The sequence below is a fragment of the Mesorhizobium sp. P5_C1 genome, assembly GCF_054049815.1.
Map to the genome: position 1 here is coordinate 1 of NZ_JBFULQ010000146.1, position 11,910 is coordinate 11,910.

Below are 11,910 nucleotides of genomic sequence, written 5' to 3' on the forward strand. Positions count from 1 at the left end.
ACTGGAAGCCAAGCGTGTCGACGCTGCCGCGGTCGATCTTTCGACCGTGCGTTGGCTTGCCTCGCGCAATCCGGACAAATACTTCGACGCCGGCAAGAGCTGGTTCTCGATGCTGTACGGTGCGGCACTCCGGCAAGGCGATCTCGACTGGCTGACCTTCGTCAATCAGACTTTCACCATCGCCATGTTCGGTCACGAAACGGCGCTCTACGACGCGGCATTCAAGGATTACTTCGGACAGGAGCCGCCGGCTCGCCATCCCGGTTTTCCGGTTATCTGATCCAGTTGGCGGAAGGGCGGCATTCAGTGCCCTTCCGCCAGCTTCTCCTCGACGGCCCTTCGCACTGAGGCTGACGCATGGGCTATGCCCTGAATTTCAACCTGATCTGGCGGCATTTCGACAAGCTGTGGGGCGGACTGCTGCTCAGTCTCGAACTGGCCATCATCTCGATTGCCATCGGCATCGTCATCGGCCTGGTTCTGGCGGTCTGGTACGTTTCGGCCGGGCGCGTGGTACGCACCATCATCGCCGCCTACGTCGAATTCATCCGCAACGTGCCGCTGATCCTGCTTGTCTATCTGGTGTTCTACGGCCTGCCGACGGTGGTCGATCTTGCCTACAGCGCCCCGACCTCGTTCATCTTGACGCTGTCGGTGTATAGCGGCGCGTATCTGGTCGAGGTGTTCCGCTCCGGGCTCGAAGCCGTCCCACGTGGGCAGCTTGACGCCGGCAAGGCGATTGGCCTGACGCCATGGCAGCGACTGGTCCATGTGCGCCTGCCGACCATGCTGCGCATCACCTTGCCGGCGCTGTCCAACACCTTCATCTCGCTGTTCAAGGACACTTCGATAGCCTCGGTCATTTCGGTGCCGGAGCTCACCTACGGCGCCCAGTGGATCAATTTCAACACCTTCCGCATCGTCGAGGTCTACCTGGTGACGACGGCGATGTACCTGTTGACCGGCTATGCGCTGCTTTTCGGGTTACGACTCGTCGAGCGCCGATTCCGGGCGGCGCGCTGACATGCTCACCCAGATCGCCTATGCCTTACCGTTCCTCGCCCAGGGCTTCGCCTTGACCTTGTGGGTGTCGCTGCTGGTCGTGGTCCTGTCGCTCATCGCCGGCGTCCTGCTCGGCGTCGGCCTGGTTTATGGTCCCGCGCCGCTGCGCTTGGCGGTGCGCATCTTCAGCGACACGATCCGCGGCATTCCAATCCTGGTGCTGATGTTCTTCGTCTATTACGGCCTGCCCGCGATCGGGCTTCATCTGCCGTCGTTCTGGGCCGCCGTGCTTGCTCTCACTTTGTTCAAAACGGCGCAGGTCATCGAGTATCTCAGGGGTGCGGTCGGCTCGATCCCGAAAGGGCAGTCGGAAGCGGCGATGGCGATCGGGCTGACCTTTCGCCAGCGCTTGGCTTACGTCATCTTCCCGCAGGCGTTCAGGCGCTTTCTGCCACCCTGGATCAACGGCGTCACCGATGCGGTCAAGGGCAGCGCACTGGTGTCGCTGCTCGGCATCACCGACCTGATGCAGGCCATCAACCAGGTCATCGGCCGCACCTACGAGGCCATGCCGCTCTACATCCTCGGTGCGCTCATCTACTTCGCGGTCAACTATGCCCTTTCGCTCGCCAGCCGGCGGCTCGAACGGCGTTTCTCCTTCATCCGGGAATAGCAATGTCCACAAGTTCGAACGACACCCCGGCCCTTCTCGACGTCCGCGACGTTTCCAAATCCTTTGGCGCCGTCCAGGTCCTGCGTTCGGTCAGCTTGCAGGTGGCGCGCGGCGAGGTGGTGACGGTCATCGGCCCCTCGGGCAGCGGCAAGACCACGCTGCTGCGTTGCGTCAACTTCCTGGAAAGCTACGACAGCGGCTCGATCCGCATCGACGGCAAGGAGGTGGGCTTTCGCGACCCGGGAACCCGTGAGCGCCGCAGCGAACGCGATCTCGCCGCGATGCGTGCCGAAACCGGGATGGTGTTCCAGAGCTTCAACCTGTTTCCGCACCTGACGGCGGCCGGCAACATCATGCTCGGGCTGCGCAAGGTGCGTGGAAAAAGCGAAGCCGAGGCGCGCTCGATCGCCGAGCACTGGCTCGGCCGCGTCGGCCTCGCCCACAAGGCCGACAGCCTCCCCGCCGAACTGTCAGGCGGCCAGCAGCAGCGCGTCGGTATTGCGCGCGCCGTGGCTATGGAGCCGAAGATCCTGCTGCTTGACGAGATTACCTCGGCGCTCGATCCCGAACTCGTCGGCGAAGTGCTGGCCGTCGTGCGCAGCCTCGCCGAGGACGGCATGACCATGCTGATGGTGACACATGAGATGGCCTTCGCCCGCGATGCTTCGAGCCGCATCGTCTTCATGGCCGATGGTGGCGTCAGCGCCGTCGGCCCACCGAAGGAGATTCTCGCGGCAGAGACCACCAACGAGCGCCTCCGCACTTTCCTGGCGCGCTTCCGCGCCTCGCATTTCTGACACTGGACAGCGAAAGCTGTTCGCAAGGAGCATTTGATGACGCCCTACATCCGGCTCGCCGAACTCGGCTTGACGCTGCCCGAGCCGCCGACCCCGATCGCCAACTTCGTCACCCATGCCGAAAGCGGGCGGTTGATTTTCCTGTCCGGTCAAGGACCGCTGCGGGCCGACGGCACGCTGTTCACCGGCAAGGTGGGAGACGATGTCACCGTCGAGGAGGCCTATCAGCATGCCCGCCTCACCGGCCTCAATCTCCTCGCCGTCATGCACGCAGCCGCCGGCGACCTCGGTCGCATCGTGCGCATCGTCAAGCTGCTCGGCTTCGTCAACGCGATACCGACCTTCAGCGATCACCCAAAGGTGGTCAACGGTTGTTCCGACCTGTTCGCCGATGTCTTCGACAATATCGGCGGTCATGCCCGCTCGGCGATCGGGGTCGGCTCCTTGCCCGGAAATATCACCGTCGAAATCGAGGCGGTCGTCGAGATCGCCGCCTGACCTTTAGAAATGGAATCCGAGAGATGAACACCTATTCCGCCGACGGCTCCAACACCACCATCCGCGAACGGCTCGGCCTTCGCCCGATCATCAATGTCTCCGGCACGATGACCGCGCTTGGCGCATCGATCATCGTCCCGGAAGCGATCAGCGCCATGGCTGAAATAGCCTCGCAATGGGTGGAGATGGACGATCTGCAGCGCGCCGCAAGCACGGTCGTTGCTCGCCTCACCGGCGGCGAGGCCGGTTTCATCACCGCTTGCTGCGCCAGCGGCATCACCATGGCGATCGCCGGCGCGATGACCGGAACCAACCTGCTCGCCATCGAGCGCCTGCCGGACGACACCGAGGATCTCAAGTCGGAAGTCATCGTCCAGCTCGGTCACATCGTCAATTACGGCGCGCCGATCGACCAGTCGATCCGGCTGGCCGGAGCAAGGACCATTCCTGCCGGCACGGTCAGCGTGACCCAGGACTATCATGTGCGCGACGCGATCCGCGACCGCACGGCAGCGGGCCTCTATGTCGTCGCGCACCACACCGTGCAGTACGGCATGCTGTCGCTGGAGGAATTCTGCGAAATCTGCCACGCCAAGGGCGTCCCGGTGATTGTCGACGCCGCTTCCGAATATGATCTGCGCGGCTTCCTGGAGCGCGGCGCCGACATCGTCATCTACAGCGGACACAAATTCCTCAGCGGACCAACCAGCGGCATCGTCACCGGGCGCAAGGATCTGGTGCGCGCCGCCTATCTGCAGAACCGCGGCGTCGCACGCGCCATGAAGGTCGGCAAGGAAAGCATCGCCGGCACCATGGCGGCACTGGAAGCCTGGGAAAAGCGTGACCATGCCGGCATCCGCCGGCGTGAAGAAGCAGCCCTCAACCTTTGGAAGGACACGTTGCAGGGCCTGCCGGGCATCGTCGCGCAGATCATCCCTGATCCGACCGCCAATCCGCTCGACCGGCTGCAGATCTTCGTGTCGCCCGAGAGCCGGTTCACCGCCGCCGGCCTCGCCTCGGCCCTGGCGGCAGGCCCGCCGCCCATCATTGTGCGCAACCACGAGGTGGAGCGCGGCCATTTCTTCCTCGACCCGTGCAATCTGCACCCTGGCGAAGCGGAGATCGTTGCCGAACGGCTGCGAGCCGTATTGACCGCGGCCGACCGGCCCGTCGACGCCATGAAGCCTGTCCGCAAGGATTCGTCCGGCTCATTGCGCTGGCCGGATTGAGCGCCAAACCGACATACATCCAAAAATGCAGCGGCAACGACCGGCTGATCACGCGACTGTGAACGGCCCCATTTGCACCCGGCGGGAATAAACCGTCACTGGAACAAGTCTCCTCGACATACGCCATTGCAGGCGTTGAGGAGCCTGACATGCCCCATCATTGCGAGGATGACAGCGACCATGGCACCAGCTGTCGTCTCGCGCCGGAGTGCATGATCGTCGTCAGTCCCTCCCCCAAGGCGCTTGACACCGGTGACACATATGAATTCACCTTCACCAAAGCAGGCGACTTTGCCTATTTCTGCGGGCTCCACCCGCACATGCAGGGCAAGATCACCGTCGCGCCTTGAGGGCGCATGGCAGAACCTGCCCGGAGTGCCGGATCATGCTGCGGTGTTGAGCGAGAAGGCCCTGGCCGAGCGCTTCGGTGAGGTGGTGCTGCCCCATCTCGGCGATGCGCTTGCGCTCGCCCGCTGGTTGACCGGCAATGCCGCCGATGCCGAAGATGTTGTGCAGGAAGCCTGCGTGAAGGCACATGCCGGCATTGCCGGCTATGCTGGCGGCAATGCCCGCGCGTGGCTGCTGACCATCGTGCGCAACACCGCCTACACCTGGATGTCGCGCAACCGGCCGCGCGCCATGCTGGCCGTCGGTGACCTCGGCGATCTCGACGAGATGGCGGCTGCGCACGGTACCAGGCTGCCGGACGAAGACGGTCCGGAGGCGAGCCTAATCGCCAAGGCCGACACGGCGGCATTGGAAGCGGCGATCGCGGCACTGCCGCAGCCGTTTCGCGAGACGCTGGTGCTGCGCGATATCAACGGCCTCAGCTATCGCGAGATAGCGGCGATGCTCGGCGTGCCGATGGGCACCGTGATGTCGCGGCTGGCCCGTGCCCGCGGCCTGCTTGTGTCTGAACTGGGGAGAGCGCCATGACCAACCATGACGACGGACTGCCCAACGATCCCGAAGGTATCAGGCTGATGATCCATGCCCTCATTGATGGCGAGCTCGACGCGGCCGCGGCGCTGGCGGTGGAGCGGCGCATCGCCGCCGACCCGCAGCTTGCCGCCGAACACGCTCGCATCGTCGCCTTGCATGCGGCGGTGAACCGCTTGCCGCGCCCCGATGTCAGCGATGCCTTTCAGGCCCGCATCGCGGCGATCGGCGTTGCAGCCACGGCACAACAGACGCAAGACGAGCCGGCGGAGCCGCAGCAGGGCGCGCCGCCGGCGCAACCGGGGTTGATTATCCCGACCGGCGGAGGCCAGAGGCGAAACGCCGAGACACGCCCGTCGCAGACGCGGGTCCTGCCTAGGGCACGCCGCTTCGGCTCGTTCGACTGGCGTGCCATGGCAGCGTCGATCATGATCAGCGCCGTGCTGGCAAGCGGCGCGACACAATGGGTGATGGTCAACAGCGCGTCCGACAGCTTTGCCGCGGCGGTCGCCAGCGGCCATCGCCGCAGCCTGCTTGCGGCGAGCCCGATAGACATCGTCTCGTCCGACCGCCACACGGTGAAGCCGTGGCTAGATGCTCGGATCGGCGTGTCGCCGCCGGCGCCGGACCTCGCCCAGGATGGCTACGCATTGATCGGCGGCCGGGTCGAGGTGATCGCCGACCGGCCGGTACCGGCGCTGGTCTACCGCCACCGCGAGCATCTGATCACGCTGGTCGCCGAACCGCAGCAGGGCGGCGGCACCACAGCACCTGACGATCTCTCGTCAGGCGGCTTCTCGCTGGTGCACTGGAGCGACGGCGCGTTCTCCTACTGGGCGATCTCCGACATGGAGCGCCCCGAACTCGACGACTTCGTCGCCCGCTTCCGCAAGGCGGCGGTGTGAGGAGGTCCAGCCTCGTCACTGATCCCGCCGCCGCCCTGACAGGTTCTCCAACCCACGGCGCCAGTCAGGAAATCGCCGCTTGCCGGCGCGCGTTTGTGCGGCTCGGCCGGGCCGGGATTGCGGCCTGACCGTCGCTCTAACGCCCTCGCACCAACAACTTTACAAATATCTTTGCTTGTGTGAAGTTATGAGCGTTGAAGGGTCAATCATGACAGCCAATCGTTTCGCCACGCGCCTGAATTCCTTTGCCTCGCAGCCGCAGGCCGAATGGCCGGATCTCACCGGCAAGCCGTCACTGATGCAGATGGCAGCGCGCGCTGCCAGGGTTGCCGGGCTGACCGACCTCGATTTGAATTTCCCCGACCATGTCAGCGAAAGGCCGGCTGAAATCGCGCGAAACTTGGGCAACCTTGGCCTTTCCATTAATGGCTTCGCCATGCGCTACTACTCCAACCCGGCCTTCAAGCTCGGCGCCTTCACCAATCCGGATCCGGCAGTGCGCCGCGAAGCCATCGACCTGACCAAGGCCGGCATCGACGCCGTGCGCGAGGCCGGCGCCAGCCTGATGACGCTGTGGCTCGGACAGGATGGCTTCGATTACGCCTTTCAGGCCGACTATGCGACACTCTGGCAACACGAAATTGACGGAATTCGTGAAGTAGCCGCGCATGACCCCGGCTGCCAGATCAGCCTGGAGTACAAGCCCAACGAGCCGCGCTCCTACAGCCTGATGCCGGATGCGGCGACGACCTTGCTGGCAATCCGCGATGTCGGACTGCCCAATCTCGGCGTCACGCTCGATTTCGCCCATGTGCTCTACGCCGACGAGCAGCCGGCCTTCGCCGCCGCCGTGGTGGCGCGCCACAGCAAGCTGCTTGGCGTGCATCTCAATGATGGCTACGCCAAACGCGACGACGGCCTGATGGTCGGCGCCGTGCATACGCTGCAGACCATCGAACTGCTCCGGCAGATCCGCAGGGACGGCTACGCCGGCGCTATCTATTTCGACACCTTCCCCGACATGACGGGTCTCGATCCGGTGCATGAGTGCGAGGTCAATATTGCCACCGTCAAACGCATGCTGCGGGTCGTCGACCGGATCGACCAGGACAACCGGCTGTCCGCCGCCATCGAGCGCCAGGACGCGGTGGCGTCGCAGGCCATCATCCAGGAAATCGTGCTCGGGCCTGACGTATGACCAGGGGGCGTGGATGACCTTGAGCGGGCTGGACCTGAAAGCGGTGGGACCGCGCATCCGCATGATGATGCCACATCTCACACCGCTGGAGGCGAAGGTGGTGGAAACGGTCTTTGGCCGACGCGGCTTCGACGAGAGCATTCCGCTGAAGCGCATCGCCGAGGAATCCGGCGTGTCGGAAGCTATGGTCGTCAAGATCACCAAGAAGCTCGGCTTCTCCGGCTATCGCGACTTCCGCACTGCCGTCTATGAATACAGCCGGCTGCCGACCGCAGAGATGCACCAGGAACTGTCTTCGGACGACAGTTCGGCCGAGATCGTRCAGAAGGTGTTCCGCACCTCCATCCAGGCGCTGGAGGAGACGCTGGCGATCCTCGACATCGAGGATTTCGACCGCGCCACCGATCTGCTCTACCGCGCCGGAAATCGTGACTTCTACGGCGTCGGCGGTTCGGCGCAGATCGCGCGCGACGTCTCGCACAAATTCCTGCGCATAGGCATCCGCACGAATGTCTTTGATGACTCGCACATGATGCTGATGTCGGCCTCGCTGCTCGGCTCAGACGACATCGCCGTCGGCTTCTCGCACTCTGGCAATACTTCGGCTGTCATCGACGCCATCCAGCTTGCCCGCAGGAACGGCGCCCGCACGCTCGCTATCACCAACTACAACAATTCGCCGTTGGCCGCGTTTGCCGACGTCGTGCTGTGCTCCACCGCGCAGGGCTCGCCGCTGATGGGGGAGAACGCGGCGGCCCGCATTGCCCAGCTCAACATCCTCGACGCGTTGTTCGTGGCGGTGGCGCAGCGCGACTACCAGGCGGCGGAGCGCAATCTCGGCCGCACCATGTCGGCGGTGACATCAAAACGAAAAGACCGGGGCTCATGAGGACAACGCCGCTGGTCACCGTGTTCGGCAGCCTGCACTATGACATCATGGTCGACGCGCCCGACCGCCCGCGCAAGGGCGAGACGGTGACCGGCCATGCCTGGCACCCGAAATGCGGTGGCAAGGGCGGCAACCAGGCGGTTTCGGCGGCAAGGGCCGGTATGCGCGTGGCGATGATCGGCGCCGTCGGCGACGATGATTTCGGCAGGGCGCTACTGGCCAATCTCGATCGTGCCGGCGTCGACCGTCGCTTCGTTCGGCTGGCGCCGGGCGCCGGGTCCGGCATGAGCGTGGCGATCTTCGACGAAAGCGGCGACTACGGCGCGGTGATCGTTTCGGGCAGCAATCTCACGCTTGGCGACAGGGACATCGCGGCTGCTTCCAAGGTAGTGGCACAAACGTCCGTACTGCTTTTGCAGAACGAGATACCTGAGGCCGCCAACATTGCCGCCGCACGCGCGGTGAAGAGACATGGCTGCCGCGTCCTGCTCAATGCCGCCCCCGCGCGCAAACTCTCCAGTGAACTGATCGCGCTCGTCGACATCCTGGTGGTCAACGCCATCGAGGCGGAATTCCTGACCGGTCTGGCTGTGGTCGAAACACTGGAAGGTGCCGCGCAAGCGGCGCGACTTCTGGTCGAACTCTGCCCAACCGCAATTGTGACGGCGGGCGGCGAGGGCGTCGCTTGTTGCGACCGGACCGGTGCCGCCTTCGCGTTGCCGGCCATCCCGGTCAAGGTCGTCAGCACGCATGGCGCGGGCGATGAATTCGTTGGTGCGCTGGCCGCCGCACTTGCCCGTGGAGAGGCCATGCGGGCCGCCGTCACCGCGGCCAACGCCGCTTCGGCCTTGCTGGTTTCGACACCCGAGGCCGAGCGCGGCAGCATCTGACGTCTGGACTCCGGAGGACCCACTTTCCGTCTTGCCAAACGGCAGCGGCGACCGCCTATCCTTGCGGCTTCGTCCGAATTCCGCTAAGGCGCGCCTTTGTCGCCGGGGAGCAAGGACTTGGACGATCAACGCGCCGATGTCGCCGTCATCATGGGCAGCCAGTCCGACTGGGCAACCATGCGCCATGCGGCTGAAACGCTGGAGGCACTGGGCATCCCGCACAAGCGGTTGATCGTCTCCGCGCATCGCACACCCGACCGTCTCTATGATTTCGCCAAGGGCGCCAAGGCTGCCGGTTACAAGGTGATCATCGCCGGCGCCGGCGGTGCGGCGCACCTGCCCGGCATGACCGCTGCGATGACGCCGCTGCCGGTGTTCGGCGTGCCGGTGGAATCGAAGGCGCTCTCGGGGCAGGATTCGCTGCTCTCGATCGTCCAGATGCCGGCCGGCATTCCCGTCGGAACGCTGGCCATCGGCAAGGCCGGTGCGACCAACGCTGCACTTCTGGCTGCCGCCGTGCTCGCGCTTTACGACGACAAGCTTGCGACGCGGCTGGATGCCTGGCGCGCCGCGCAGACCGCCAAGGTCGCGGTCGAACCGACGGATGCACCGTGAGCCTGCCCGCCGGATCGACCATCGGCATCATTGGCGGCGGCCAGCTCGGCCGCATGCTGGCGATGGCGGCCGCTCGCCTTGGCTACCGCACGGTGGTGCTGGAGCCGCAAGCGGATTGCCCGGCAGCACAGGTCGCCAACCGGCAGATAACGGCTGCCTATGACGACCCGGCCGCACTTGCCGAGCTGGCGGCGGCGAGTTCCGTCATCACCTACGAGTTCGAGAACGTGCCGGTTGCGGCTGCCAGCGAGCTGGCCGCCAAGGTTCCGGTCTATCCGCCGGCGCGCGCGCTTGAAGTCGCGCAGGACCGGGTGAGCGAGAAGACATTCCTCAATGGCATCGGCATTGCCACCGCGGATTTCCGCCCCGTCGACAATGACGACGAGCTGACGGCGGCGCTGAAAGCATTCGGCGGCAGTGGCATATTGAAGACACGCCGCATGGGCTACGACGGCAAGGGCCAGCGCGTCTTCCGCAACATGGAGGCTGGCGGTTTCGCCGGTACTTGCGAGGCGATGGGCAATGTACCGCTGATCCTGGAGAGCTTCGTGCCGTTCGAGCGCGAGATTTCAGTGATCGCGGCGCGAGGGCTGGACGGCGCCGTCGCCGCCTACGATCCGGCCGAAAATGTCCACCGCAAAGGCATACTCCACACATCGACCTTGCCGGCCGCCATTAGGCCCGAGACAGCCGCCGCGGCACAGGCGGCAGCATCCAAGATATTGTCGGCGCTCGACTATGTCGGCGTCATTGGCGTCGAGTTCTTCGTGCTGCCCGACGGTTCGCTGCTGACCAACGAGATCGCTCCGCGGGTGCACAATTCCGGCCATTGGACGGAAGCCGCCTGCATCGCCTCGCAGTTTGAGCAGCATATCCGCGCCGTCGCCGGCTTGCCGCTGGGAGACCCGAAACGCCATTTTGACTGCGTGATGGAAAACCTGATCGGTGACGATGTGCTGCGCGTCGCCGAATTGCTCGCCGAGCCCGATCTGATGCTGCATCTCTATGGCAAGGCCGAGGCCCGGCCCGGCCGCAAGATGGGCCATTTCACCCGGGTCAGCCTTCGCGCCTGACTTCACGAACGGGCGTTATTGTACGTCACCGCTCTCGTCCTCGTCAGGACTGGCGCAACTCGCGTCACCCTCCTCGCAATTGGCCGCGGCAGCGAGCTGCTTGGTGCGGTCATTGGTCAGCCTGGTCAGGCATTGCGAAACTTCCATCGAATGGATCGAGCCGCCCGCGCTGGCCGCGGTGGAGTGAGCGCATTCGGCGTCGCGGAAGGCGATCCAGGCGCGTTGCGCCGCCTGCAGCAATTTCTTGCTGTCGGCATCGTCCGAGCTGATGAGGTCCTGGTAGGCCTTGTTCAGCCTGGCGTCGGCTGCCTGGTAGTCCACGCCGGCACAGATGTTCATCATCTGCTGGCTGTCGTCGCTGCGGTCGCATTCCTGCGCCCGGGCAGCCGAAGCTCCCGCCAGCAAGACAAGGCAGGCGGACAGGAAAATCCGGCGCATAATCATCCCCAAATCACTTCACGGCGACCGCATCATCCCAGCCGGCTGGAGGCCGCGCAATGCCGCCAGGCCGACATGGCGGATATTTGATGATATGGCGAGGTAGAGCACGCTTGCGGTTGACACGGACAAGGCTCCTCGTTTATGAGCCACCCACAGTTCAAAGGCGCGTCTTCTGGCGCGCCTTAAAATTTCGACCCGGACCGGGTCCACACCGACAGGCAAGACCATGAAGATCAAGAATTCGCTCAAGGCGCTGAAGGCGCGTCATCGCGACAACCAGCTGGTTCGCCGCAAGGGCCGCGTCTACATCATCAACAAGACCGYCCCGCGCTACAAGGCACGCCAGGGCTGAGCTTTCGGCCGGAGGCTTCGTGCCTCCGCCAATTGATGCTTGTCGTCGGTCCTCCGACCTTCTCACGCTAAAATCACTTTGATGTTCCGCCGCCCGGGATTAGAGTCGGGCGATGCGGATTCTTTTTGCATTTCTGGCGATCTTTCTCGTTTCCGGTGCCGTCGCCTTACCGGCTCGGGCGGATGATCAGGCGGCTGCGCCGGCGGCCCCGGATGCCCCGCCGCCGGTGATGACGAAACAGGCCCATCTCGACCAGCTGTTCAGCGACCTGAAGCGGGAGCGCAACGAAAAGGCTGCCGAGCGCATTGCCGGCAACATCTGGAGCGAGTGGTTCCAATCCGGCAGCGCCTCGATCGACCTGATGATGATTTGGTCGCAAAAGGCCATCGAAGGCCAGAAATTCGATGTC

General features: G+C 64.5%; 15 protein-coding genes and 2 pseudogenes. 16 read left to right on the forward strand and 1 reads right to left on the reverse strand.

Annotation, left to right across the window (positions count from 1 at the left end):
• The 14 genes and pseudogenes from ACXJ7R_RS14130 to ACXJ7R_RS14195 all read left to right on the forward strand — a co-directional run.
• Window positions 1–280: pseudogene (locus ACXJ7R_RS14130) on the forward strand (transporter substrate-binding domain-containing protein); the annotation flags it as partial.
• A gap of 77 nt (window positions 281–357) precedes the next feature.
• On the forward strand, window positions 358–1,023 hold the full coding sequence (locus ACXJ7R_RS14135; RefSeq protein ID WP_095089401.1) for an amino acid ABC transporter permease: 666 nt from the start codon (window positions 358–360) through the stop codon (window positions 1,021–1,023).
• Between the two features lies 1 nt (window position 1,024).
• A complete protein-coding gene (locus ACXJ7R_RS14140; protein ID WP_457152375.1) occupies window positions 1,025–1,675 on the forward strand; it encodes an amino acid ABC transporter permease in 651 nt (216 codons plus the stop codon).
• 2 nt (window positions 1,676–1,677) lie between these two features.
• Window positions 1,678–2,472, forward strand: a complete 795-nt coding sequence (locus ACXJ7R_RS14145) for an amino acid ABC transporter ATP-binding protein (protein WP_457152376.1) — start codon at window positions 1,678–1,680, stop codon at window positions 2,470–2,472.
• Between the two features lie 36 nt (window positions 2,473–2,508).
• Window positions 2,509–2,970, forward strand: coding sequence for a RidA family protein (locus tag ACXJ7R_RS14150; protein WP_095089405.1), 462 nt, complete (start codon window positions 2,509–2,511; stop codon window positions 2,968–2,970).
• 23 nt (window positions 2,971–2,993) lie between these two features.
• A complete protein-coding gene (locus tag ACXJ7R_RS14155) occupies window positions 2,994–4,199 on the forward strand; it encodes an aminotransferase class V-fold PLP-dependent enzyme (protein ID WP_457152377.1) in 1,206 nt (401 codons plus the stop codon).
• A 149-nt stretch (window positions 4,200–4,348) separates the two neighbouring features.
• Window positions 4,349–4,549: a plastocyanin/azurin family copper-binding protein gene (locus ACXJ7R_RS14160; protein WP_095089408.1), complete on the forward strand. Its 201-nt coding sequence runs from the start codon at window positions 4,349–4,351 to the stop codon at window positions 4,547–4,549.
• A 46-nt stretch (window positions 4,550–4,595) separates the two neighbouring features.
• Window positions 4,596–5,135: a sigma-70 family RNA polymerase sigma factor gene (locus ACXJ7R_RS14165; RefSeq protein ID WP_457152378.1), complete on the forward strand. Its 540-nt coding sequence runs from the start codon at window positions 4,596–4,598 to the stop codon at window positions 5,133–5,135.
• On the forward strand, window positions 5,132–6,043 hold the full coding sequence (locus ACXJ7R_RS14170) for an anti-sigma factor family protein (protein WP_457152379.1): 912 nt from the start codon (window positions 5,132–5,134) through the stop codon (window positions 6,041–6,043). Before ACXJ7R_RS14165 ends, ACXJ7R_RS14170 begins: the two co-directional genes overlap by 4 nt.
• Window positions 6,044–6,251: 208 nt before the next feature.
• The gene (locus ACXJ7R_RS14175) at window positions 6,252–7,241 is read left to right on the forward strand and encodes a sugar phosphate isomerase/epimerase family protein (RefSeq protein WP_457152380.1); all 990 of its coding nucleotides are present in this window, start codon (window positions 6,252–6,254) and stop codon (window positions 7,239–7,241) included.
• 13 nt (window positions 7,242–7,254) lie between these two features.
• Entirely contained in the window at window positions 7,255–8,130 is an 876-nt protein-coding gene (locus ACXJ7R_RS14180; protein WP_457152381.1) for a MurR/RpiR family transcriptional regulator, read from the forward strand.
• Complete coding sequence (locus tag ACXJ7R_RS14185; RefSeq protein ID WP_457152382.1) at window positions 8,127–9,020, forward strand: ribokinase; 894 nt, start codon at window positions 8,127–8,129, stop codon at window positions 9,018–9,020. The genes ACXJ7R_RS14180 and ACXJ7R_RS14185 overlap by 4 nt, the downstream gene beginning before the upstream one ends.
• Window positions 9,021–9,137: 117 nt before the next feature.
• Entirely contained in the window at window positions 9,138–9,635 is a 498-nt protein-coding gene (gene purE, locus ACXJ7R_RS14190; protein ID WP_457152383.1) for a 5-(carboxyamino)imidazole ribonucleotide mutase, read from the forward strand.
• Window positions 9,632–10,708, forward strand: coding sequence for a 5-(carboxyamino)imidazole ribonucleotide synthase (locus tag ACXJ7R_RS14195; RefSeq protein ID WP_457152384.1), 1,077 nt, complete (start codon window positions 9,632–9,634; stop codon window positions 10,706–10,708). Before purE ends, ACXJ7R_RS14195 begins: the two co-directional genes overlap by 4 nt.
• Before the next feature lie 15 nt (window positions 10,709–10,723).
• Here the strand turns inward: ACXJ7R_RS14195 and ACXJ7R_RS14200 are convergent, their stop codons facing one another.
• The gene (locus ACXJ7R_RS14200; RefSeq protein ID WP_457152385.1) at window positions 10,724–11,146 is read right to left on the reverse strand and encodes a lysozyme inhibitor LprI family protein; all 423 of its coding nucleotides are present in this window, start codon (window positions 11,144–11,146) and stop codon (window positions 10,724–10,726) included.
• A 229-nt stretch (window positions 11,147–11,375) separates the two neighbouring features.
• Between ACXJ7R_RS14200 and ykgO the strand changes: the two genes are divergently transcribed.
• Both ykgO and ACXJ7R_RS14210 read left to right on the forward strand, forming a co-directional pair.
• Window positions 11,376–11,501 (forward strand): type B 50S ribosomal protein L36, encoded by a 126-nt coding sequence (ykgO, locus tag ACXJ7R_RS14205; protein WP_457152386.1) that lies wholly within the window; start codon window positions 11,376–11,378, stop codon window positions 11,499–11,501.
• Window positions 11,502–11,613: 112 nt separating this feature from the next.
• Window positions 11,614–11,910, forward strand: a pseudogene (locus ACXJ7R_RS14210) (hypothetical protein); the annotation flags it as partial.